A 23,189-nucleotide genomic window follows, 5' to 3' on the forward strand; every position below is an offset into this window, starting at 1 on the left:
AAGAAAAAACTACCCATTCGCTCAGGCACTTGCGAATGTAGGCCTACCTTTCTTTTTTATTCCTCCACAAAACTTTGACACACTTTATCTAAATCTTGGGTAACTGCCTCTGCTTCATTCCAGGAGAAAATGGTTGCTCCCGATGCTAATGGATGACCGCCTCCATTATATTTTTTAGCAATTTTATGGATTTCCGGACCCTTCGAACGAAGTCGTACCCGTATTTGATCATCTTCCTCAATGAAAAATGCCCATGCTTTAATTCCTTCAATTTCGCTCAAAACATTAACAAGCTGCCCGGTTTCAGATGGGGTAACCTTGTATTCAGCTAAAATATCCTTATTTAGTTTTATAATACATAAACCAGAAGGATAAAGGTTAAATCGTTGTAGTATATAACCTTTTAATCTGGAAATATTGTCTTTTACACTGTACAAATTCGTATATAATGCGGGGCGATTAAAATCATAGGTTATCAGTTCCGAAGCATACTGGAAGGTTTTCTTCGTCGTATTCGGAAACATAAATCTTCCTGTATCCCCGACAATTCCGGCAAACAATAGCCTTGCCGCAGCATCATTTAATTGTAATCCAGCTTCTTTCCCTTCTGCATACAATTCAAATATCATTTCACTAACCGAACTGGCTTCTGTATTTTCCCAGCGTAAATCTCCATATTCATCAACAACGGGATGGTGATCAATCTTAATCAGCTTCTCTCCCATATGATATCTTTCATCATCAATTCGCGGTGAATTCGCGGTATCACAAATAATAACAAGGGCATTTTGATAAACTTGATCATCAACCTGATCCATACGTGTTAAAAAGGTTAAACTCGGGTCCTCTTCACCAACTGCATACACCTGTTTTTTCGGGAAGGATGCACGAATGATTTCCTTCAGGCCCCCCTGTGAACCTAGCGCATCCGGATCTGGTCTGATATGGCGATGTATAATAATGGTGTCATATGCTTTGATGGTTTCTATTATTTTTTTTACTGGCATATAATTACTCCTGTTCTTATGTATTTAAATGCTATTTCTAGCATATAGACGAAAAAATAGTTACAATAAGATTGATGTATTATTCATAGCTTAGGAGAGATGATATGATTATTTTCCCAATTCTTATTGTTTTATCATTAGTATTTTATGTATATTATAAAGTTGCAATTTTAAAGAGTAAAGACGGCCTTACTCAAAGATATTTTAACGCAAGATCGAAAATTTGTCTTGGCAGTTTCGTTCTCTTTTTTGGAATCAATCAATACTTATTCTATTTAACACAGATTTCGTTGTTTATTGGAATTATTTTCATTCTACTCGGCGGTTATCAAATATATGATGGCTTTAAACAAACTAGGCATTATCGAAGTGAATGGAAGAGATTAAATCCTTCTGAGTAAGGCCAACTTGTTCATTTTGAAGAGCCAGCCATAAACACGTAAAATATTACACGGCTGTTTCCTAAAAGATTGTTGCTTTTACAGGAAAATGTTGTTCCATATGTAATATAAACTCCTGACTAATGGTAGGTCGATTAACTCCATTCCAAATCTTGAGAAAAAATTCTTATCAAACGAAAAATCCGAACTAATTCGAATTCTAAATAAAGAATTTTGAATCATTGTTCGGATTTTTCTTTAAGTGCGTGATCAAAAAGGAGGATGAAAAGCGAGCCAACGAGCTTCCACAGGATGTGGTGACTTCGACGTTCGACACAGGACGTGTCGGTACTTAGTCGAAGGTCCCCTTTCGATGTGTCACTTTCACCGGACTTTTTGAACATCCTCTTTAACTAAAACACTTTTACAAGCCTCATTTTAGCGATTAATCAATTGAGCCATAATCAGCCCTTTACCAACCAGTTTATGACCACTAAATACCTCTACATCAATTTTTGCATATACACGCCCAACATCTATCACGTTTGGTTTAATGGTTAGAATGCTCTCAATTTGCACCGGTTTGTTAAAATAAATAGTTAAGTTCTCAATCGTAATGTCTGCTTTTCTATCCTGCAGTAACACTCTTGAACTCGCTTCCGTGATTAAAGACGTGAACACACCATTTGACAAGGTTCCGAGCTGGTTTGTCATTTGCGGAATGACTTCTGTTTCAAATACGTTTTCCTCTTCACCCGATGCGCGCAAATTACGGGAAACAATATCATCTATCGTTTCTCCAACCTGAGGCTGCCGTTGAATTTGCTGTAATGCCTTCAATACGTCCTGTCTGGAAACAACTCCTTTTAACCTTCCAGAATTATCAACTACAGGTATGACTTCAATCCCTTCCCAAACCATCGTATGGGATACTGAAGCTAGCGATGTTTTTGACTGCACCACTAAAGGCTTCTTGCTCATCACCCGGTCAATAACAATATTTTTGTCTTTTCCGACAATGTCCTTTGACGAAACCATACCAATGACACGCAGCTTTTCGTCCACAATTGGAAAACGGGAATGACCGGATTTTTCGTTTAGCTCATACCAATTTTCAATCGTGTCTTTCGTTTTTAAATAGTTTGTCTCTTCCAGGGTGGTCGCAATGTCCCCAACGAAAATAATCTCTTTCTTAATTAATTGGTCATAAATCGCCCGATTGATCATCGCCGCAACTGTAAACGAATCATAACTAGTGGAAATTATGGGTAGCTCTTTTTCATCTGCTAATTTTTTAATATGATCTTCCGTATCGAATCCACCTGTGATTAATACAGCCGCTCCCTCGTTTAATGCGAGCTCATGTGCTTTAATCCGGTTTCCGACAATAAGTAAAGAACCAGCTTCTGTATAGCGCATCATCGCCTCCAGCCGCATTGCACCAATAACAAATTTACTCAATGTTTTATAAAGACCGTCTCTTCCGCCTAATACTTGTCCATCTATGATATTGACCACTTCAGCGAATGTCAGTTTTTCAATGTTTTCTTTCTTCTTCCGCTCAATGCGAATTGTACCTACACGTTCAATGGTACTCACTAACCCTTGATTTTCGGCTTCTTTTATTGCACGATATGCGGTCCCATCACTAACATTTAATTCCTTGGCAATCTGTCGTACTGAGATTTTATGTCCAACTTCGAGCGATATGATATGTTGTATAATTTGTTCGTGTTTTGTTGCCATTCCGATCACCAGCCTTCAACTGTACTATATCAATTTCATGGTTTTATTATACAGTTGAAAGATAAGAAACTCAATGCATATCCACTTGCCTTGATCTCAATTCTTCCTGTTCCATCACAGGAGGTTTGGTCATTTGTAAAAGTGTAGCTAAATTAGCACCGACTACAAGAAATAAAAACATTAGCCAGCTTCCCCAAAAAATCTGTTCCAGTGTAGACTGAGCATAAGGAAAAACAGGCCAGGCCACGTAAAGGAAAAAGCCAGCCAGAAGTAATCTTAAAATGGCATAGTGTTTCATCGTATTCCTCCTCTCTATAATATCAATATGAAAAAGAAGATTCTTTAAGAACAAAGTATATGAAAAAGGCCACTTCCTAAGAAAAGCGCAAGCGCCCGTTTAGCAAAAAAGAAAAGCACTTTCCAAAGTGTAAAAAAAGGATAGCCCTTTTCAAAGATAGAGCTATCCGTTATAAAATACTGTAAATGTAATATTTAAAGAAGCTTCATTGTCTGCTTGCTGTATATTCATTGAATCGATTCTTATAAGTCTTTCATTTTCCAATAAATGATCCATAAACTGATTCATATCAGACAAACTGGCTGCCGTTACTTCTAGTGAATAATTATTTTCCTGAATAACGGTATCACCGCTATCTTCCTCTAAAACGTCTGCTTTTGCAGACTCTACTAGATGAATGGTCACATTAGTATTCTGCGCCATTTGTTCTAACGAAATAAGAACATTGTCTGTCGCTTTATTACTAGGTACTTTTCCGGTAAGTTCATTTGCATCTTCCTCTGAATCGTCTGATTGATTTTGTGTGGAATCTAATTGTTTTTCATACATGGATACTTCATTTTCCAAGGAAACAGTTTTGATTTGTAAAGGTTTAATTATACTAAAATAGGAAATGCCATAAATAGCAGCAACTATAATAACCGCAAACAAAAGATACGTATAAGTCTTTGTCCAATTTTTAAGCATCGTCACCAAGCTCCTCGATCAGTATTTCCCTGTCAACCGTAACCGTCAATGTAGCTTGGTACATGGACTCATAAAGACCTGCGCTGTTAAGTTGTGAATCTGTAATATAGGCTTTTTCTTCGAGTGAACGAAGATAGTTTGCAACTTCTTGAAGGCTGGTAAACTCCGCTTCCGTAGTAAATTGATTTTCTGTAGAAAAATCATAACCAATTAGGTTACCTGGAGATTGTAAAAGCTGTAAAGTTTCTTTATATAAGGCAACAGCAGGAAACATTTCCGCCTCTAATGCCATAACCTCCTGCCGCAACTGCTGTAACACCCTATCGCTTCTTATTCTATCCTGATTCTCCATTAATACGGATTCTATTTGCGCTCTTTTACTTTCCAAACTCTCTATTTCACTTTGCAAATTATTCTTTTGTAAAACTATTACACCGCTGACAATAATTAATAATATAAGAGATAAGATGCCAGTCCAAAGGAAAGTAGTATGTTTTTTAGGTTGTTTCTTCATAAAATTTATTTCTGAATTCATCATCGCTCACCTTACACATCTTTTTTCAAAGCTAAGCCAAGCACATCGATATACCCGGAAGACAATTCTTCCTTTTCAAAAGAATGAATTGGAATCGTTACTTGTTCTGACAGTCTTTCTTTTACTGTTTTTATATATGGATAGTCCCCACATAATAACAGCTGATTAATTTGTGATTCTCCTTTTGAGATAGAATACTGATAAAAGTCAATAATACGATTAATTTCTATTAAATACTCATCAATAAACGATAGATCAACTTCCTCTTTACTATCATTTTCAACAGATAGTTTTATGTTTCTGGAAAAAATCGCCTTATCATTTTTAAATACAGTTAAGATTAGCGCATCGTTATTCCAGTGAATAAGGAGAACATGTTCTTTGTTTTCGTTCTTGGTCAAATAATAATAGCGATAGACGGAAAGTGAGGTAAGATCTGCTACGACAGGTTTTAGACCAGTCTTGGCAAAAGCCTCTTCAAAATCATCTATTTTATCTTTTGGATAGGCAAATAAAAGAATGTTTCGATTCGTTTCATCCGTATCTAAAAAATCAATTTCAATCGCTGGATTTTCAAATGGCAAATAAATGCTATTCCCGATTCTTGTTTGAACATAATCGATTGCTTCAACCTTTGTTAAGGCAGCTGGTATTTGCATTTGACGAATGACTACCGTATCATCCGGAATGGAAAAAAATAATTTCTTGCGTTTCCACTTATATTTTTGGACAAGCTGGTTTATTACCTTTAAAAAGACTACCTTATTCAGCTTTCCTTCCTGAAATGTATCCGTTGGTAATTCAATTTCCCCATATGTGACCAACCCCTCCAATGTATGATTTCGATGATATGTATAACGCAATACTTTATTTGTGATTACAATATTTACTCTGCCATTATTCATGAAACCCATGTAGTCACCTGCTTATAGTAAGTTAAAATACCAATTAATGAGTGAATCCCCATAAAAATAAACTATCAATGCACCAATAACAATATACGGTCCAAATGGAACTGCCTGCTTCCGATTAATTATCTTAAGTAGAAGTAAAATCATTCCTATAACTGAACCTATCATACATGATAGAAAAAATACGAGCAATACATGTTCCCAACCTAAGACGATTCCTAATACTCCAAAAAGCTTCATATCTCCAGCACCCATTCCACCACGACTGACCATAATAATAATAGCAAGTAATCCTATACCAATTCCAGCCCCTGCAAGTGGTGACCACCATGGTTCCAACGGTTCAACTAACCTCAAAACGATAAAAAAGGGCAAAAAGAAAAGAAGAACTTTATTTGGTATGAGCATGTATTTGATATCCGCTACAAGGATGATCATAAGCATGGAAACAAGTAACAATGCCGTAATTAGTTCGATTTGAACACCAATTTCCCAAAAGCTCAGTGCAAATAAGCATCCAGTTAACAGTTCAGTGGTTGGATAGATAAATGATATTTTCCCTTTACAATTCCTGCATTTCCCTTGCTGAATAACATATGACATCAAAGGAATATTCTCATACCAGGATAATTGGTGCTTGCAATGGGGGCATACAGAACGTTCATTAGTAAATGGAATATTTTTTGGCACGCGCAGACCAACTACATTGAAGAATGATCCAAAAATGAGGCCTAGAATGAAGAAAGATAGAGTTAGTTGAATGGTCAATTTCGTAATGCTCCTTCAAATTTTGTTAAAAAGTAAAAGCTATTCCTGAAGAAAACGCCTTGCGAAATGCAAGGCGTTAATAACTCCTTTAAATGTTATTATTCATGGAACTCAAAATTTAGACCGCCACTACTAGTTTCAATGACTTTTACTTTATCAGCTTTTTGGAAACCATCGGGAACCTCATCTAAATATCCTTCAATTGATAGTAAATTTAATGTATAAGCCGGCTGAGAGTCAGCAGTTGTATTTGTTGATAATCCTGATGCATGAGCCAATCTTGCAGCATTTTCTAACAACTCTTTATTTGCTTCCTCTGCTTCCCCTTCAGCTTTTCCAATCACATTTCCAATACTCGGCACTGCAATCGCAACAATAATCCCTAAAATCGCTATCACTGCCAAAAGTTCTACCAACGTAAATCCTTTTTCTTTCTTCATCCATTTCTTAAATCTTTCCAATTCTATTCCCACCTTTTTGTACTATAAAATAAATGTAAACGCTCTTCTCGCATTGCTTGTTGCTATAAATTTGAAATAAACTGCGACCAAACTTGAGATAATCTTGGTGCTACACCTATCACCACGGAAATACACTACGCTAGTTTTGTACTTTTATCTCCCTAACATTTGTTTAAGCTAAATAAAGTCTTAGCAAGTTAACCCTATTAAGCTGGTTGATTGGAGCGGAAGTGGTTGTTGCACTATAATAAGTCGCAGCCTAAAGAAAATGCGAATTTAAATCATTTGCAAAAAGCAAAACCTTATAGAAACAGCCAATTTAAAAAATCTAATACTATCAACTAGCTAATTAAAATGAACTGCTATCACATCCAACTTTTTTCCCATTTCTATATTAATTATATAGTATAAACAACTATTAATCTATTTCTTTTCGTAAAAATTTTGTTACATTTTTTGATGCTTCTTACATATTTTCAAACATGCCAAACATCGGTATAACGACTGCAGCAATAATCCCGCCAACAATAACCGTAAGAACAATAATCATTAACGGTTCAATTAGCGTTTTAATTCGATTCGATAATTGCTCTACCTCTTCCTCATAAAAATCTGCAGCTTTCAAAAGCATTTGATCCAAAGTTCCCGTTTTTTCACCAATTTGAATCATTTGTACGACTAAAGCAGGGAATACCCAATGGTCTTTCATCGGCTTAGCTATCGACTCCCCGGCTGATAGTGATTTTCTAACTTCTGACAGTACTCCTTGAATGACCCTATTTCCAACAACTTTCTCTGTAATTTCAAAAGACTGAAGAATAGGTACCGCACTATTTACAAGTGTACTTAGTGTTTGTGTCAATCGAACCAATGCCCCTTTATGAACTAATACACCAAGAAAAGGAAACTTCATTTTGATTACATCCATCCGATAAACAAACGCATCAAATTTCATGCAATATTTATAAACTGCAACCATCAAGGCAGCAAAGACAAAAAGTAACCACCAATATTTTCCAGTCCATTCACTTATATTTAAAATAAATTGGGTATACGCTGGAACATCCTCACCCATAGAATGAAACATACTGACAAACTGTGGAACAATGAAAACTAATAGAAAAATACTTAGTAAGACTGTTATAACTCCAACTACTGCCGGATATGTTAGTGCAGAGATGATTTTTTGTTTGTTTCGGTACTCTTTCTCATAGTAATCTGCCATTTCATTTAGTATATCATCCAGCCTCCCACTCGCTTCTCCAGCATGGATCATGTTAATCAACAGGTCTGGAAATACCTTCGGGTGAAGCTCGGCAGCTTTGGAAAGAGAGATTCCCTGGTCGAGCTTTTTATCGATATCTGTTAATGCTATTTTCAGTGTATTATCTTCCGTTTGACGGATCATCGTCTTTGTTGCCTCAGAGATGGAAATACCAGCATGTATTAGCGTGGCATACTGTCTTAAAAAAACAACAAAGTCACTTCTTTTTACCGATCGTTTGAGAACAATATCCCTATTCCAAGGCTTGGTTTCTTCAATTTTTAATATAATAATTCCGTTTCTTTCCAATTCGGCCAATGCTGCGCTTTTGGAATCGGCATCCACTTTCCCTTTTACCTTTTCTCCAGAGATTTTCTTTCCTTTATATTGAAAATTCATTGACTAAAATCCCCTCTCCTGGATAAAGGGAGCAGCTGTTTCATAGGTAATTTGGTCTTCCTGAATCAATCGTTTCAAATCCATTTCCAATGTATGCATTCCTTGATCTCTAGACGTTTGCAGAACATTTTGTACTTGATGCAGTTTCTCGTTGCGGATTAAGTTTTTTACCGCAGACGTATTCATTAAGACTTCGGTAGCCACTCGACGTTCCATTTGATCTTTCGTAATTAATAAGCGCTGTGAAATAACCGCCCTTAGAATGCTTGATAGCTGAATACGGATTTGTGCTTGCTGTTCAGCCGGGAATACATCAATGATTCTCTCGATGGTTGAAACAGAATCAGTAGTGTGTAATGTCCCTAAAACGAGATGACCTGTTTCTGCTGCGGTCATAGCAGTAGAAATGGTATCTAAATCACGCATTTCCCCAACTAATATTACGTCAGGATCCTGGCGCAGGCTAGCACGAAGTCCACCAGCAAAACTATTCGCATCAAATCCAATTTCACGTTGGTCAATAATGGACTGATTATGAGTATGCATATATTCAATCGGATCCTCCAATGTAATAATATGTTTTTTCATGGTTTCATTCATATACGCAATCATGGATGCAAGGGTTGTGCTTTTGCCGCTTCCTGTTGGCCCGGTAACCAATACGAGTCCTTGAGGAAATTGAACAACCTGTTTTGTAATGAATGGGAGCCGTAAGTCCTCAATAGACGGAATACTGGTTGGAATAATACGAATGGCAAGCGATAATTCCCCACGCTGATAAAATGTATTAATCCGAAACCGTGATACTCCACTAATCCCATAAGAGAAGTCTAACTCCCGTTTTTCTTCCAATTTACGAGAATGCTCGTCCGATATAATAGACTCTACCATCCGTTTCGTATCCAATGGCTTGAGGTTATCCACGTTTTCCTGTTCAACAAGTTCACCATTAATCCGAAAAATAGGAGCTTTGCCTATTGTTAAATGTACATCAGATGCATTTTGATGAAATGCTCTTATTAATAATTCGTCAAAGTTTTGTTTCATTGCTGTCAATTCCCCTTACATACTTATTGAAACCTGCATCACTTCATCTATAGTAGTTAAACCGGACTTCACTTTTTCTAAACCATCCTGAATTAAAAATGACATTTCCTGACTTTTTACATAATCGCGAATAGCTGTCATGGATTCGTTATTTAATAACATGGTTTTCATATTATCGTCCAGTACAAGTACCTCGTGTACTGCCAACCTGCTTCTATAACCTGTATGATGACAAACACTACAGCCTTTACCATAACTGACCTGACCTGCTTCTATACCGTTTTTAGCGAAAATTTCCTGTTCCATCGACGTGGGTTCCCGATCTACTTTACAATCCCGGCAAATTTGACGAACCAAGCGCTGGGCAACTACACCTGATAATGATGAGACAACTAAATAAGGTTCAATTCCCATATCAATTAATCGCGGGATCGTATCAAGGGCACTGTTCGTATGCAATGTGCTAAATACTAGATGCCCTGTTAACGATGCACGAACCGCTATTTCAGCGGTTTCCTGGTCACGTATCTCTCCTACCATGATGATATTGGGATCTTGTCTCAGAATAGATCGAAGCCCCTCCGCAAATGTTAACCCAATCGAGCTATTGACTTGAACTTGATTAATCCCCTCTAACTGATACTCCACGGGATCCTCTACAGTTATAATATTTACTTTCTCGGAATTCAGTCGATTCAGGGAAGCATATAATGTTGATGTTTTACCTGATCCTGTTGGTCCTGTCAGTAATAAAAGACCTGATGGCTGATTAAGTAAATGAACATATTTTTTGCGATTCTGTTCGGAAAAATGTAACTCACTTAGATCCATTAATGCATTATTTAAATCTAAAATACGGATAACCACTTTTTCACCGTGAACAGTTGGCAAACTGGATATCCTTAGGTCTACTGGTTTAGAGCCGACCCTTGTTTTTATACGTCCATCCTGTGGTAACCTTGTTTGTGTGATATTTAAATCTGCCAAAATTTTAATTCGGGCAACTAGTGAATTTTGCAGAGTTTTTGGTATGATTTTTTGTGTTTGCAAACGTCCGTCAATTCGATATCGGACATGAACATTGGTTTCCTGTGGGTCAATATGAATATCACTCGCTCTTAACTGTACACCCGTGTTCAGCAATTGATCCAGCATACGTACAACAACCGCTTCATCATCCTCTGAGGATTCTTCTATCATCATTTCAAATTCATTGGAAAAATAGTATTTATTAATGGCAAATAAAATATCATCTTTTGCGGCAATAACTGGAGAAATAGTAAAGCCGGTTGATAACTCTAAATCATCAATTACGAAATAATCCATGGGATCCTTCATCGCTACTACGAGTGCATTATTTTTAATTTCTAACGGGATGACATACTTTTCCTGTGCCAACTCCTTTGTAACAAAGCCCAGCACATTTTCATCTATCGGATATCGATAAAGGGAAACATGTGGAATTCCCAATTGAAATTCCAATACTTCTATCAGCTGTTGTTCTGTAATAAATCCAAGCTCCAGTAATGTGTCACCTAATTTTTGATTTTCCTTTTTATGTTCTAGTGCCTGATTGATTTGATTTTCTGATACAAGTCCAGCTTCCTGGAGGAGATCACCTAAGCGTTTCCTGGTAGGCATCGTCATACCTCTCTTTCTTTTACTCTATAATTAATTCGATATTTCCTTCAGCAGTATCTGATTGATTATAAGCTTCTCCTGTAACATGTACGGTAATAACATTTGAAGCATCTACATTCGTTTCAGCATAATTGATAGAGAAACGATGATTCTCATCCAGCTCAATAGTACCGTTATTTCCAACTTGTGGTATAAGTACATGATTCACAAATTCCGTAATATCATTGGCAGAATTAATATCTTCCTGTTCAAAAGTCCCGTCATTTAACATGGATTCCAATTCTTCTTTATTGGTCTCAACGAGTTTTTGAAAATAAATGACACCCATATCAGCTATATTTCCAGCATTTATATGTTTTTCCATCGTCGTTATTTGTTTGGTTGTATTCGTTATTTGAGTAAACAAACTCAAAACAAATAATAAAAGTAAACTAATAATCATTAATGTTAATACCAGTGCAAAACCTCTTTCATTTTTTAACTTACCCATCTACTACACCATCTCTATCTACATACGTGTATGTTTCACTTAATTTCCTACCGCCATCGTTTGTAAAAATCTGTATTTTAGTTCTATATAAGTTAACATTATTTTCATTTTCTATACAAACGTTTAACTGAATTTGATATTCCTGTCCATTGAATTGATAGTCATAGCTAATATTTGTCGGATTTTGTAAATCGCAATTTTTAATGTATTCAGCATGATCACTAATTATAGTCTTATTTTTCACTTCAAAGACCACCTGATCAATTAAGTTACTGGCAATTAATTCATCATCTGCTTGTTTGGACCAGCTCATCATTTGTGGAAAAAACGGTAAAAGTACAGCTATTATTGTTCCTAATAAAGCGATTGATGCTATAATTTCTATAAGTGTAAATCCATTACTATTTAATTTCTTCCATTTGGGATACAATAAAGTTCACTCCAACTTCGTGACTTTTCTCCTATTATATCATTTTATAGGATGTGTAAATATGAATAATCGACAAATTTTTAATGAAAAAGGGATGACCTTGGTCGAACTGCTTGCCTCATTAGGTCTTTTAGCCGTCTTTATTGGACTTTCTTCCACATTGATTTTTCAGTCGTTAAACAGCGAGGAGGAAGCAAATAAAGCCATTATCCTGCAGCAGGAAACAAATATTATTATAAACGAACTAAGAAATGATTATTTAACTAAAAGCAGGAATGCACCATTTGGTGATACGTTTCCTATTTGTTACACAGCAAACGATGAAATAGAAATCTATAAACTGACCATCAATGGGGAATTAAAAGATATAACAAATGGTTGCATTAATAACGTTAAAAAGCAGGAAAATCTGTCAGTAGAAATGGTTACAAGTAATTCCGGTGAATCCATCACCATTCAAACAACATGGACAAACAGGAAAAATCACAAAATCACACTAGAACTGGATACGGACGAAGATGATATAAATATTATTACAGAGGACGACTTAAAAGATTATTGCAATACAAAGGGAAATACCCTTTTCGATATACAAAACATTCATGATACCTATGCCTGTACGGTAATAGATGGGAATGCGACTTTTCCTAATGAATTATACTTCGATAAAGAAAACAATTTGAGAGGTTCACTTGAAATATCGGTAGATGGAAGTGCTATTTTTATGAAACCTCTCTATTTTCAGGAAACCGACTCCAACCTGGTAGACTTGACTATCAATGGAGATGCTGTTTTTGAAGATGACATTGTATTTGAAAAAAATCATCATCAAATTACAATTAATGGAAATGCAACATTTAGTGGGAAAATTTTATTGAATCATAAAATAAATAATAGCATTATCGTTACAGGAAGCGTACAGTGTGGAAATGAAGAATTAGGTAAGGATATGACCATCCAAGAAGACAAAGATTGTTCTTTGCCGGAATAGGAAAACGCGAGCTTTTAAAAGCTCGCGTTTTTTTTACAATGTCCAAGTTCAAATCTCTCCCCGGGACGTTTAACTAGAGGCTTTACTACAGCTCTAATCCTTCCCCAATCTTTAGTGCCTTCCCTTCACCGGTACGAACTTTCGCCGCAAATTCATCCGGATCCTGTTCAATCACCGGGAATGTATTATAATGTATAGGAACAACAATTTCCGCTTGAATCCAATCTGCTGCAACTAAAGCATCCTCTGGTCCCATCGTAAAGTTATCCCCAATCGGAATGAATGCCACATCGATGTCATTCATTTCACCATACATTTTTAAATCCGTAAATAATGCCGTATCACCAACATGATAAATGGTTTTCCCCTCTACCGTAAATAAAATTCCTCCTGGCATACCACCATAGATAACTGTCCCATCTTCTTCTGTATAGGATGAACCATGAAATGCTTGGGTGAATTTCACTTTTCCGAAATCAAATTCACGTGAACCACCAATATGCATTGGATGGGTGTTTAATCCTTTGGAAGCCAAGTATTCTGCAAGTTCATTCGGTGCAACGACTAGTGCATCATTGCGTTTTGCAATCTCAAAGGTGTCACCCACATGATCATTATGGGCATGAGTTAATAAAATAACATCTGCTTTTACAGTTTCAACATCCAGATCACAAGCTTCGTTTCCAGAAATGAATGGATCAAACAAAATAGTGTGATTTGCTGTTTCGACCTTTATGACTGAATGTCCATGATAAGATACTTTCATGTTAAACTCTCCCCTTCGAAATAGTATTTATTACTACTCTCATTCTACAAAAGGATTGCCAATTCCTCCAATATTTAATAGTTTTCCCAGGATTTCTCATAAATGCCAATTAAGTGAGGATCAATAAGGGTATTAGGCTTTAATTCAACTATTTCCCCACTTTCCGTTTCTATTTCGGAATCTTCATCTTTTCCGAAGTAAGTTAAACTAGGCAATAATTGATTGGTCAAAAATTTAGTAGGCGCTTCAATACTCAGCTCCTCAGCATGTATCTCCTCTCGACTTGCCATCACAAATCCCCAGTTACCAAAGCTTGGAATATCGGCATGGAAATTCTCTGTATACAAACCCGTTGAAGCAATGGTTTCTGAAATGGTCCAATATACTTCCGTTGCAAATACAGGGCTAGTTGCCTGAATCATTACTGCACCATCTGGTGATAAGTGATTTCTTAGCAGTGAATAAAATTCCCATGTATATAACTTGTTTAAACTTTCATCATTTGGGTCAGGCAAATCGACAATCATGACGTCATACAGTTCCTCACTGTTTTCCAGAAATTCAAAGGCATCGGTATTTATGACTTCCACCTTTTCATTTTCCAGTGACCCTTCATTCAACTGGAGGATTAAATGATTTGTATTTGATAATTCGACAACAGCAGGGTCCAAGTCAACTAATGTTATCGTTTCTACCTCATCATATTTCAGCACTTCTTTTGCCGCAATCCCGTCACCACCACCGAGTATAAGCACATTTTTCGGATTTTCAGTATACGCCATAGCAGGGTGAACAAGCAATTCATGATATCGATACTCGTCGGCCGAACTGAACTGTAAAGAGCCATTTAGATAAAGCCGAACATCATTGGTGTTATGATCCTCTGTTAAGATAATTTTTTGATAGTTGCTCTCCTCCATATGCATAATTGGATCTTTGTATATTTTCTGCTCAAAACTAAAAGCAGCTTCTTCCCCGAAAAATATTCCAATGATAAGCACAAGTAAAAATAGAACCCCAAAGAAAGCATGGATTCCAACGTCCCGAATTTCATGCCGAAACAGCCAGACAACCACCAGTGCAACAATAATATTAATGCACCCAACTAAAAATGCGGATTTAACGAGTCCAAACTGTGGTCGTAATAAAAAAGCAAAGAGCAATCCGCCTATTAGGCCACCTGCATAATCCGAAAATAAAACCCGAGCAGTACTGCGGTTTAACTGAACCCCAATATCATTAGCCTTTCGAATAAGAATCGGTAATTCAAAACCCGTTAATGCCCCAATTAATAGTGTAATAAAATACAAGAAAAATGCGTCCGTCCCGGTTGGGGCAAACGCGGTGATACCGAACATCATAAAACTGGAGAAACCGCCAATTAAACCAACCGAAAACTCAATCCATACAAACGCTAAGATTAAATTTTTCATTACTTTCTCACTGAGACTGGCTCCAATCCCCATTCCTGTTAGAAACAAGGAAATGGTAAGGGTGTATTGCGTCACGCCATCTCCTAATATGTAGGAACCTAAGGCACCAAACAACACCTCAAATATAATCCCGCAAATCGATACAATCCCACTTGCCCAGTATATAATGTTGCTTTTTCGTACTGCTTCATTATTCATTCTTATTTTCACTCCGGTACTATTTAAATACGTTCATTTTCGTATGTATTGTGGCTTATAACCTTCACAATTGATATAAACTGCGACATAACTTTAAATGATAGTCTGGTGCATTTAACCGCTCCGGAAATACACTTCACTTTCCGCGGGCGGCTGGTGAGCCTCCTCGTGCTGTCGCACTGCGGGTTTCACCGATGCCTCTTTTCCCGCAGGAGTCTTCGTGTATTTCCTCCGCTGTTTGGTGCTTTTATCATCCCAACATTGATTAGGTTAAATAAATTTTTAATATAGTTAACCACTAATAAACTGGTTGATTGGAGCGGAGGGCAGTCGACTCCTGCGGGAAAAGCACGTGTCCGAAGACCCCGCAGGAAGTGGTTTTCTTCCGAGGAGGCTGAGGCCGTGCCCTAAGGTCCGCGACTGCCCGGAGCGGAAATCAACAACGCACCTTATGTCGCAGTTTATCGATTTTGTGTCAAACACAAGTACTTTTTCTAAAAATCATCCCTTGAAAAACAACTCTAAAAAAGAAGGCCAAGCATTTGCCTGGCCGCTACCTTAGAACCTATTTTTCTATGTAATGGACGCTCCAACTACTAATCCTAGCCCAATCGATACACTCATGGATAAAATACCAACAGCAATATTGTTGTTTTTTAATTGCTCTTCAACCGAAAATTTACGAGTAAATAATTCAACAAGAAGATAAGCAATCATTTGCAATACGATACCGGCTGCACCCCAAATAATCGTATCATAAATATAGGCACTATGATAAATGGCAAAAGCAAGAATTAAGCAAATTCCTATTACCTTTCCGGCTACCGATAATGCTACTGCGACATTTCCATTCTTTATTTCCTCATAATCTTTATAATTACGTGTAATATTCTCAAAAATAATTAATCCAATTATTACAATAACAACTGAAATTACAAAATATGCAACTGTTGCAATCAATGCACTCATTTATATTTACCTCCTTTTATTTACCAGTGCTTGGTCCACCACCACGATAGGATGAGCTTCCCCGATTAGAGCTTCCGGACCCGGAACCTCCTACTGCAGTGGAAGATTTCTTACCTGTATAACCGCCATAACAACCACCCGTTTGACATGCCTCTGTCCTTCTCGTACTCCAATTATTTCCGAATAAGCTATCAAGCATCCGAATCGTAAAATATGTACTTAAAAAATTAGGTGAATAATTTCGTTCTACAAACCTTTCACTTGCCACTTCTATTAAAAGTACGTCGTCATCCGCTTCACTTGGCTTAAGCGTAACAAAATAATCAGGATAAATAAACATTTGCTGGTTGTCAACAACTTCACTTTCTTCATCTGGCTGGATTTTTTCTGTCAGTACAGCGCTTAATTCCTCCATCTGAAACTGTTTCGTTGCATAGATTTCAGCTTCCGTATCCTCTTCTCTAACCACATCAACTAATGGAAAATTGGAAGAAATGATATTGTCAACTTGACTGTATGTACTATCTGATATTGCTTGGGTAATCTCTTCCTTTGCTGGTTCATCTGGAATATCGTCAGCAGTTATTGGAGACTCTTGCTGAATACCTCTATTCGAACTGTCCAGCATAGGGGATGAACAGGCTGTTAAGAGTAATATGAATACAATAAGTCCAATCCATAACATCCACTTTTTATGCAAAGCAATCCCCCTCTCATATAAATAATTAAGTTAGAAGGAATGGAGCAGGATGAGCTGCTCCATTATGAATTATTTTCCTAACTTTTCTTTCAATGCTGCTAATTCATCATCTACGTCATCTTTTTCCAACTCATCAAATTCATCATCCAAAGAACGACTTTCGCGTGATAGGTCTTCAGTTGTTTCTGCTTCTGCTTCATATCGCAGTACTTTTTCTTCCATTCGTTCAAAACCTTGTTTGGATTCATCGCCACCAACAGAAGACATTGTACGATTGATTTTTGTTCTTGTTTTTGCTGACTCTGCACGAGCTTTTAAGGAATCCTTCTTCAACTTCATTTCATTGTATTCTTTTTTCATCTCATCCAATTTATCACGAAGCATATCTGCATCTTGTTTCGCACGTTCCCATGATTCATTTAACTGCTGTGCAGTCGCATCATGGTCTTTCTTATCCTGCAGTGCACGACGGGCTAAATCATCATTTCCAGATTCAATCGCCTTTTCAGCCTGCTGCTGTCTTTTTTCAACCATCGCCTTCGCATCATTTGCTTTTCGTTTTAACATTTTTTCGTTGGCAATTTGTTTCGCAACCGCTGCTTCTACTTCGCGGATATCCTCCGCCATATCACGCATATACTGATCCAGCATTTTTACCGGATCCTCCGCTTTATCAAGCACCGTATTTAATTCAGAACTTACCACTGTTTTTACACGTTTAAAAAATTTGAACATGCACTTTTTCCTCCTTTAATATGATCCTGCAATTATTTTTAATTCATATGGCTCAATGGAATAACCTACACTAACTTCAACCTCAGTCCCCCAGGATTCTAAGCTGAGAAAGCTTTCCTCCTCCTCATCAGCATAATCAGCATAATGTGTTTCCATTCCTTGTAAATTAGCGCTTCTTCCCTGCCCCAGTACCCTGGCATTTCCTTCTTCCTCTTTATAATAGGTTTTATTTTCATATTCTAATTGTTTAGGATATGGCTTAGATACTGGTAGCTGAACACGTTTATAAATCCCTAGTTCCAATTCATCGTCCATTTCTGCAGCTAACCAAATGGTCTCATGCCCACCTTCTTCCAGCAACTGATAACTCAGCCACTCATAGCTGCCATCCCGATAGGTAATTTTTCCCACTACCTCATAATCTGTTAAATCATAGGTAACAATATCCCCTATTTCTATGTTTAAGGCTGTTCTTTCCTTTGGTGCAGGCTTTTCTTGTTTTTTACTGGAGAAAAGTTTCGAAAATAACCCCACAACTTCACCTCTCATATCATTCATGTGTTAATTGTATTACGTACTTCCTAAGAAAAAGGTTTCAAAAAATGATTAAAAAATTTTTGAACATCCTCTAAAAGAAAAAGGATATATCTTTTGATATACTAATTATATTCTATCATAGGTGGTGAGATACATGGCAAGTAGAGTGACGAAATTATTGGAGGAACTGCAAAGGAAAAATCTGGACAGTATCTTAGTTACATCCAAAGCTAATTTTTATTATGTAAGTAATTACTATACTGAGCCACATGAACGTGTAATTGCCGCATATATCAGTCATACAATGGATCCAGTCATTCTTGTTCCGGCAATGGAAGTAGAAGATGCCAGGCATGCTGGGTGGAAAGAAAAAATTATAGGGTATTATGACCACGAAAATCCATGGCAATTACTGTTATCTTATTTAAAGAAAAATGAGAGCATACCGCAATCCATGGCCATTGAGCAGGACCATATTACCTTGGAGCGCTATAAAGCCATCACGAAAATGTTACCAAGTACTACCATGTTTGATGCCAAAGAAATGTTAGCAAGCCTCCGTATGATCAAAAGTAATAAGGAATATAACCTGCTTAAAGAAGCCGCAATTCTTGCCGATTTTGGCATCGAGACCGGAGTGAAAGCAGTCCAAGAAGGGATTAGTGAGCTGGAATTAATTGCTACAATTGAGTATGAACTCAAAAAACAAGGAGTTCAGGAAATGTCTTTTTCCACCATGGCACTTTCCGGAGCAAAAACCGCATCCCCACATGGAACACCATCCACCAGAAAAATAGCAGCTGGGGACCTTATTCTATTTGATTTAGGTGTTGTCTTTGAAGGTTATTGCTCGGATATAACAAGGACTGTTACCTTTAAATCGATAACTGAGGAACAAAGAAATATGTATAACACCGTATTAGAGGCTGAACAAGAAGCGATTCAATCAGCCCAAATTGGAACAGGGGCAGGAAAGATTGATCAATCTGCTAGAGAGATTATTTCCAGTGCAGGGTATGGTGAATACTTCACACATCGCATCGGACACGGCATTGGCATAGAAACACATGAATCTCCATCGATGCACAGTCACAACACACTCCCACTGCAAGCTGGTATGTGTTTTACAATTGAACCCGGCATTTACATCCCCAACATCGGCGGGGTACGTATTGAAGATATGATATTCACAACGAATAATGGACCTGAAGTGCTAACGAAATATCCTAAGGAATTGCAAATAATTGGGTGAACAAGAAATCGGTTGATTACCGGTTTCCTGTTTATTTGCTTTGATTTTTAAGCAAGGAGTATACATTAGTAAATTCCCTTAAAATGGTATCTTAAATGTCTTATGAGTAGGCTGTTTTCTAAAAGATTGTTGTTATTAATGAAAATTTTAAGTCGTATTTTATATAAAATGTGAATTAGTTTAATTTGAGATAATACCGCCGCTATGAATATTTTTAGATGGTTCCTCCGCTTCTACACAAATGCTAACCTTCCATTATTTATAAAACCAATCCACCATATCAAAAGTGGATTGGTTTTATGCACGCTTAGGCTTTACGATTGTTAAAATGGTGGACGCCAATGTTATTGTGCAATTCATCTTCCACTACACCGCTTTGATAACTTTCAAACAACTGATTTTGAACTGCCTGTACCCCATCTTTGTCTTCAATAAATTCCCGCTTCCTATTATTCAGCATTTGCGTGTCCATATGATTCTTATTTACCTTAGTCAAGGGAAATCACCTCCGTATGAGATAGTATGTCCTAAAAAGCTGTAACAATGTTGTAACTTTCTATCCAAAAATATAATTGTAGCGCTTACATTTTAGGTATATAATGGAAATGAAAGGGGAGAGTGCTATGGAATATAAAAATATTGTTGTAGCTGTTGACGGATCGGAAGCTGCGGAAAAAGCTTTTAAAAAATCGCTGGACATCACTAAACGTAATAATGGTCGGCTAATTCTTGCACATGTTGTGGATTCCCGTACATTTGCCACAGCTGAAACATACGATCGTTCCTTAGCTGAACGAGCTGAGGAATATGCGAAAGAACTGCTGGACAGTTACGTTGAAAATGCCAAAAATGCAGGTCTTACCGACTTAGTCCGTTGTATTGAATATGGATCCCCGAAAGTAAAAATCGCCAAAACTATTGCTGACAATTTTAATGCAGATTTAATTATATGTGGTGCAACAGGACTTAATGCCGTTGAACGTTTTATTATCGGCAGTGTTTCTGAAAGTATTACTAGGCATGCAACTTGTGATGTACTCGTTGTACGTTAGAACATATAAGAAAAGCGCAAGCGCCCGTTTAGCGACGTACGGAGGTGAGGGAAGTCCGCTAGTCGCTGGGCGATGGAGCTAGACATCAAAGCGCAAATTTATACTTTCTTATCTTTTTAAAAAGGGCTGTCTCACATTTTTAAGACAGCCCTTTTTTCATTCTTTACATATTAGTAGCTAATCGCACCGTATCTCTTGCAATCATAACTTCCTCGTTTGTTGGAATGACGATGACCTTAACTGGGGAGTGCGGGTAATTAATAAACTTTTCCTTTCCTCGTACATTATTACGGGTCGGATCCCAATAAATACCCATGAATTCCAGTCCGGTGAGGATTTTTTCTCTCATCGTAATACTATTCTCACCAACGCCTGCTGTAAAGATAATGGCATCGACACCTGACATTTTGGCTGCATAAGAGCCAATATATTTATGGATTCTGCCAGCAAAAACATTCAAAGCCAGTTTTGCACGCTCATCGGTATCTGACTTGCTTTCAATATCACGCAAGTCACTGGAGAAACCAGATAATGCGAGCAAACCACTTTCTTTATTCAATACATTGATTACTTCTTCTGCAGTTTTTCCCGTTTTTTCCATAATGTAAGGAATTAAGGCAGGGTCAATATTTCCTGAACGGGTTCCCATTGTAACACCTGCAAGTGGTGTGAATCCCATGGAAGTATCAATTGATTTCCCACCTTGAACGGCTGTAATACTTGCTCCATTTCCAATATGGCAGGATAATAGACGTAAATTCTCCAATGGTACGCCCATCAATTCAGAAGCTCGTTGTGTGACATACTTATGTGAAGTACCATGGAAACCATATTTACGAATGCCGTACTCTTCATAGTACTCATAAGGCAGGCTGTATAAATAAGATGATTTTGGCATGGTTTGATGGAATGCAGTATCAAACACTGCTACCATTGGTACATTTGGCAATATTTCTTTAAAAGCGTTAATTCCAGTTAAGTTTGCCGGATTATGCAATGGTGCAAGTTCTGATATTTCATCAATTTTTTGAATCACTTCATCTGTAATGACAACTGAATCATTAAAATATTCTCCACCATGTACTACTCGATGTCCAACCGCATCAATTTCATCAAATGATTTAACAACGCCTGTTGAAATCAGTGAATCTAATAGCATTTTAACTGCTACTCCGTGGTCAGGAATATCTTCTACCTTTTTCTCTTTCTCCCCATTTACTTCTATAGAGAAAATAGAATCATTTAATCCGATTCTTTCCACTAAACCAATTGCAGCAACTATTTCTTCAGGCATTTGAATTAATTGAAACTTTAATGATGAACTTCCTGCATTTACTGCTAATACGTTACTCATTGATGTCACTTCACTCCTACTGTTCAATTCTTTATTTAGTATGATACGTTTTGAACCATGCATTCATCTGTCCTAAAATATCTGCCATCGCGTTTGCATTTTTAAAAGAAGGCATTTGTACTAGAAGAGGTTGTTTCACCTCAGCAGTTTGTTTTCCTTTCTTTTGCAAAACGAGAATGCTTTTCGTGTTATTTTTTGACTTAAACGCCGTTTCCGGTAAACGTATCACGCCAATAATGTGTGCATGTTTATGAAGAAATTGATTAAGTTTGTCCGATTGGTCGCTATCAAACAAGAATTCAGGAATTATTAATACGAGATAACCGGCCTCTTTCGTATATTTCAAACTTTGTTCAATAAATAGATGATGGGCATAAGAGTGTCCTTCATCCGCCTTTAACTCATAATTGCCAGCCTGAAAATCATCGGGGTAATATCCAACAGGTAAATCCGCAACCACTAAATCAACCGGATCCAGCAAAAAAGGTCTTAGGCTATCTTGATGAAAAAATTCAATCTGCTTTTTCTGTAAGTTTGCATTTAACATACCCAGTCTAATTAATGTTGGATCAACTTCACTTGCGAAAGCTTCCACTTCCTGTTTTAACTGTTCAAGTACCGTTGAAATTAAATTCCCTGTACCACTGACAGGATCAAATAAACGAATACTTTTCTTACCTTCCATAAGCTTATCTGACAGGTACCCTACAATCATTGCCACTGTCTCTGGTGTCATCAAATGCTGTTGCTGTGTGGAATCTTTCATCCCTTTCAATATAGCTAATTGTACTGCTTTACGAATTTCCACTGTTTTAAATGAGGAAAACTCTATTTCTGATAATGCGCTCTGTATTTTATGTGATACGATTTCATCCAGCCCTTCAGGAGAATCCTGATAGAACAAGATTTCCATCGTTATTGCCAAGCTATCTAAGTATGTTTCATTCATATGCTGCTGGATGATCTCCGCATTATGATCCAGCCAACTAAAAAGTTTTTCAACATTTGACTTTTCCATGACAAAATCCTCCAATCGTTTCCTCTACAACTTATTTATTGTAGCAAAGTTCATAAGTATATGTAAAAAAATTACACTAAAGTAACAGGATTTGCGAATTTTATGTTAAATTATAGCCGA

Annotated in this window: 26 protein-coding genes; 4 read left to right on the plus strand and 22 right to left on the minus strand. The window is 37.1% G+C overall.

Annotation, left to right across the window (positions count from 1 at the left end; genetic code table 11):
• Positions 1–56: 56 nt before the first annotated feature.
• Positions 57–1,007 carry a DHH family phosphoesterase gene (locus GMJ66_RS16665; protein WP_156291452.1) on the minus strand — a complete coding sequence of 317 codons (951 nt, stop codon included), beginning with the start codon at positions 1,005–1,007 and terminating at the stop codon, positions 57–59.
• Between the two features lie 104 nt (positions 1,008–1,111).
• Here GMJ66_RS16665 and GMJ66_RS16670 point away from each other — a divergent pair, with 104 nt between their 5' ends.
• Positions 1,112–1,408, plus strand: coding sequence for a YtpI family protein (locus tag GMJ66_RS16670; protein WP_156291453.1), 297 nt, complete (start codon positions 1,112–1,114; stop codon positions 1,406–1,408).
• A gap of 417 nt (positions 1,409–1,825) precedes the next feature.
• On the opposite strand, the gene GMJ66_RS16675 is transcribed toward GMJ66_RS16670, so the two are convergent.
• The 12 genes from GMJ66_RS16675 to GMJ66_RS16730 form a co-directional block, all read right to left on the minus strand.
• A complete protein-coding gene (locus GMJ66_RS16675; protein WP_156291454.1) occupies positions 1,826–3,133 on the minus strand; it encodes a DRTGG domain-containing protein in 1,308 nt (435 codons plus the stop codon).
• 70 nt (positions 3,134–3,203) lie between these two features.
• Positions 3,204–3,431 (minus strand): hypothetical protein, encoded by a 228-nt coding sequence (locus tag GMJ66_RS16680; RefSeq protein ID WP_156291455.1) that lies wholly within the window; start codon positions 3,429–3,431, stop codon positions 3,204–3,206.
• A gap of 162 nt (positions 3,432–3,593) precedes the next feature.
• On the minus strand, positions 3,594–4,118 hold the full coding sequence (gene pilO / locus GMJ66_RS16685; protein WP_156291456.1) for a type 4a pilus biogenesis protein PilO: 525 nt from the start codon (positions 4,116–4,118) through the stop codon (positions 3,594–3,596).
• Positions 4,111–4,653 carry a hypothetical protein gene (locus tag GMJ66_RS16690; protein ID WP_156291457.1) on the minus strand — a complete coding sequence of 181 codons (543 nt, stop codon included), beginning with the start codon at positions 4,651–4,653 and terminating at the stop codon, positions 4,111–4,113. The genes pilO and GMJ66_RS16690 overlap by 8 nt, the downstream gene beginning before the upstream one ends.
• 11 nt (positions 4,654–4,664) lie before the next feature.
• Positions 4,665–5,567: a type IV pilus biogenesis protein PilM gene (gene pilM / locus GMJ66_RS16695; RefSeq protein WP_156291458.1), complete on the minus strand. Its 903-nt coding sequence runs from the start codon at positions 5,565–5,567 to the stop codon at positions 4,665–4,667.
• Between the two features lie 12 nt (positions 5,568–5,579).
• The gene (locus GMJ66_RS16700; protein WP_156291459.1) at positions 5,580–6,332 is read right to left on the minus strand and encodes a prepilin peptidase; all 753 of its coding nucleotides are present in this window, start codon (positions 6,330–6,332) and stop codon (positions 5,580–5,582) included.
• Positions 6,333–6,430: 98 nt separating this feature from the next.
• Complete coding sequence (locus tag GMJ66_RS16705) at positions 6,431–6,793, minus strand: competence type IV pilus major pilin ComGC (RefSeq protein WP_231514968.1); 363 nt, start codon at positions 6,791–6,793, stop codon at positions 6,431–6,433.
• Between the two features lie 466 nt (positions 6,794–7,259).
• Complete coding sequence (locus tag GMJ66_RS16710; RefSeq protein WP_156291460.1) at positions 7,260–8,456, minus strand: type II secretion system F family protein; 1,197 nt, start codon at positions 8,454–8,456, stop codon at positions 7,260–7,262.
• 3 nt (positions 8,457–8,459) lie between these two features.
• Positions 8,460–9,503, minus strand: a complete 1,044-nt coding sequence (locus GMJ66_RS16715; protein ID WP_156291461.1) for a type IV pilus twitching motility protein PilT — start codon at positions 9,501–9,503, stop codon at positions 8,460–8,462.
• A gap of 15 nt (positions 9,504–9,518) precedes the next feature.
• Positions 9,519–11,144 carry a GspE/PulE family protein gene (locus GMJ66_RS16720; RefSeq protein ID WP_156291462.1) on the minus strand — a complete coding sequence of 542 codons (1,626 nt, stop codon included), beginning with the start codon at positions 11,142–11,144 and terminating at the stop codon, positions 9,519–9,521.
• Positions 11,145–11,163: 19 nt separating this feature from the next.
• Entirely contained in the window at positions 11,164–11,634 is a 471-nt protein-coding gene (locus GMJ66_RS16725; RefSeq protein WP_156291463.1) for a hypothetical protein, read from the minus strand.
• Entirely contained in the window at positions 11,627–12,064 is a 438-nt protein-coding gene (locus tag GMJ66_RS16730) for a prepilin-type N-terminal cleavage/methylation domain-containing protein (protein ID WP_156291464.1), read from the minus strand. The genes GMJ66_RS16725 and GMJ66_RS16730 overlap by 8 nt, the downstream gene beginning before the upstream one ends.
• A gap of 61 nt (positions 12,065–12,125) precedes the next feature.
• Between GMJ66_RS16730 and GMJ66_RS16735 the strand changes: the two genes are divergently transcribed.
• Positions 12,126–13,055 (plus strand): type II secretion system protein, encoded by a 930-nt coding sequence (locus GMJ66_RS16735; RefSeq protein WP_156291465.1) that lies wholly within the window; start codon positions 12,126–12,128, stop codon positions 13,053–13,055.
• A gap of 85 nt (positions 13,056–13,140) precedes the next feature.
• Here the strand turns inward: GMJ66_RS16735 and GMJ66_RS16740 are convergent, their stop codons facing one another.
• From GMJ66_RS16740 to GMJ66_RS16765, 6 genes are all read right to left on the minus strand, one after another.
• Positions 13,141–13,821, minus strand: coding sequence for a metal-dependent hydrolase (locus GMJ66_RS16740; RefSeq protein ID WP_156291466.1), 681 nt, complete (start codon positions 13,819–13,821; stop codon positions 13,141–13,143).
• A gap of 74 nt (positions 13,822–13,895) precedes the next feature.
• Complete coding sequence (locus GMJ66_RS16745; RefSeq protein ID WP_156291467.1) at positions 13,896–15,452, minus strand: polyamine aminopropyltransferase; 1,557 nt, start codon at positions 15,450–15,452, stop codon at positions 13,896–13,898.
• A 573-nt stretch (positions 15,453–16,025) separates the two neighbouring features.
• Positions 16,026–16,421 carry a DUF350 domain-containing protein gene (locus GMJ66_RS16750; protein ID WP_156291468.1) on the minus strand — a complete coding sequence of 132 codons (396 nt, stop codon included), beginning with the start codon at positions 16,419–16,421 and terminating at the stop codon, positions 16,026–16,028.
• A 16-nt stretch (positions 16,422–16,437) separates the two neighbouring features.
• Positions 16,438–17,121, minus strand: coding sequence for a DUF4247 domain-containing protein (locus tag GMJ66_RS16755; RefSeq protein ID WP_156291469.1), 684 nt, complete (start codon positions 17,119–17,121; stop codon positions 16,438–16,440).
• Between the two features lie 69 nt (positions 17,122–17,190).
• Complete coding sequence (locus tag GMJ66_RS16760) at positions 17,191–17,856, minus strand: PspA/IM30 family protein (protein ID WP_156291470.1); 666 nt, start codon at positions 17,854–17,856, stop codon at positions 17,191–17,193.
• Between the two features lie 15 nt (positions 17,857–17,871).
• A complete protein-coding gene (locus GMJ66_RS16765) occupies positions 17,872–18,390 on the minus strand; it encodes a DUF4178 domain-containing protein (RefSeq protein ID WP_156291471.1) in 519 nt (172 codons plus the stop codon).
• A gap of 157 nt (positions 18,391–18,547) precedes the next feature.
• Between GMJ66_RS16765 and GMJ66_RS16770 the strand changes: the two genes are divergently transcribed.
• The gene (locus tag GMJ66_RS16770) at positions 18,548–19,645 is read left to right on the plus strand and encodes a M24 family metallopeptidase (RefSeq protein WP_156291472.1); all 1,098 of its coding nucleotides are present in this window, start codon (positions 18,548–18,550) and stop codon (positions 19,643–19,645) included.
• A 307-nt stretch (positions 19,646–19,952) separates the two neighbouring features.
• On the opposite strand, the gene GMJ66_RS16775 is transcribed toward GMJ66_RS16770, so the two are convergent.
• Positions 19,953–20,141: a hypothetical protein gene (locus GMJ66_RS16775; protein WP_156291473.1), complete on the minus strand. Its 189-nt coding sequence runs from the start codon at positions 20,139–20,141 to the stop codon at positions 19,953–19,955.
• Between the two features lie 127 nt (positions 20,142–20,268).
• On the opposite strand from GMJ66_RS16775, the gene GMJ66_RS16780 reads away from it, so the two are divergent.
• A complete protein-coding gene (locus GMJ66_RS16780; protein WP_156291474.1) occupies positions 20,269–20,697 on the plus strand; it encodes a universal stress protein in 429 nt (142 codons plus the stop codon).
• A gap of 163 nt (positions 20,698–20,860) precedes the next feature.
• On the opposite strand, the gene GMJ66_RS16785 is transcribed toward GMJ66_RS16780, so the two are convergent.
• Positions 20,861–22,051, minus strand: coding sequence for an acetate kinase (locus GMJ66_RS16785; protein ID WP_156291475.1), 1,191 nt, complete (start codon positions 22,049–22,051; stop codon positions 20,861–20,863).
• A gap of 31 nt (positions 22,052–22,082) precedes the next feature.
• Complete coding sequence (locus tag GMJ66_RS16790) at positions 22,083–23,069, minus strand: class I SAM-dependent methyltransferase (RefSeq protein ID WP_156291476.1); 987 nt, start codon at positions 23,067–23,069, stop codon at positions 22,083–22,085.
• Positions 23,070–23,189 lie beyond the last annotated feature (120 nt).

The sequence above is a fragment of the Oceanobacillus salinisoli genome (assembly GCF_009733865.1).
Classification (GTDB): Bacteria; Bacillota; Bacilli; order Bacillales; family Amphibacillaceae; genus Oceanobacillus; species Oceanobacillus salinisoli.

Coding starts and splice junctions, on each gene's coding strand:
- GMJ66_RS16665 (WP_156291452.1), bottom strand. CDS start 1,007: ATGCCAGTAAAAAAAATAATAGAAACCATCAAAGCATATGACACCATT.
- GMJ66_RS16670 (WP_156291453.1), top strand. CDS start 1,112: ATGATTATTTTCCCAATTCTTATTGTTTTATCATTAGTATTTTATGTA.
- GMJ66_RS16675 (WP_156291454.1), bottom strand. CDS start 3,133: ATGGCAACAAAACACGAACAAATTATACAACATATCATATCGCTCGAA.
- GMJ66_RS16680 (WP_156291455.1), bottom strand. CDS start 3,431: ATGAAACACTATGCCATTTTAAGATTACTTCTGGCTGGCTTTTTCCTT.
- pilO (WP_156291456.1), bottom strand. CDS start 4,118: ATGCTTAAAAATTGGACAAAGACTTATACGTATCTTTTGTTTGCGGTT.
- GMJ66_RS16690 (WP_156291457.1), bottom strand. CDS start 4,653: ATGAATTCAGAAATAAATTTTATGAAGAAACAACCTAAAAAACATACT.
- pilM (WP_156291458.1), bottom strand. CDS start 5,567: ATGGGTTTCATGAATAATGGCAGAGTAAATATTGTAATCACAAATAAA.
- GMJ66_RS16710 (WP_156291460.1), bottom strand. CDS start 8,456: ATGAATTTTCAATATAAAGGAAAGAAAATCTCTGGAGAAAAGGTAAAA.
- GMJ66_RS16715 (WP_156291461.1), bottom strand. CDS start 9,503: ATGAAACAAAACTTTGACGAATTATTAATAAGAGCATTTCATCAAAAT.
- GMJ66_RS16720 (WP_156291462.1), bottom strand. CDS start 11,144: ATGCCTACCAGGAAACGCTTAGGTGATCTCCTCCAGGAAGCTGGACTT.
- GMJ66_RS16725 (WP_156291463.1), bottom strand. CDS start 11,634: ATGGGTAAGTTAAAAAATGAAAGAGGTTTTGCACTGGTATTAACATTA.
- GMJ66_RS16735 (WP_156291465.1), top strand. CDS start 12,126: ATGAATAATCGACAAATTTTTAATGAAAAAGGGATGACCTTGGTCGAA.
- GMJ66_RS16740 (WP_156291466.1), bottom strand. CDS start 13,821: ATGAAAGTATCTTATCATGGACATTCAGTCATAAAGGTCGAAACAGCA.
- GMJ66_RS16745 (WP_156291467.1), bottom strand. CDS start 15,452: ATGAATAATGAAGCAGTACGAAAAAGCAACATTATATACTGGGCAAGT.
- GMJ66_RS16750 (WP_156291468.1), bottom strand. CDS start 16,421: ATGAGTGCATTGATTGCAACAGTTGCATATTTTGTAATTTCAGTTGTT.
- GMJ66_RS16760 (WP_156291470.1), bottom strand. CDS start 17,856: ATGTTCAAATTTTTTAAACGTGTAAAAACAGTGGTAAGTTCTGAATTA.
- GMJ66_RS16770 (WP_156291472.1), top strand. CDS start 18,548: ATGGCAAGTAGAGTGACGAAATTATTGGAGGAACTGCAAAGGAAAAAT.
- GMJ66_RS16780 (WP_156291474.1), top strand. CDS start 20,269: ATGGAATATAAAAATATTGTTGTAGCTGTTGACGGATCGGAAGCTGCG.
- GMJ66_RS16785 (WP_156291475.1), bottom strand. CDS start 22,051: ATGAGTAACGTATTAGCAGTAAATGCAGGAAGTTCATCATTAAAGTTT.
- GMJ66_RS16790 (WP_156291476.1), bottom strand. CDS start 23,069: ATGGAAAAGTCAAATGTTGAAAAACTTTTTAGTTGGCTGGATCATAAT.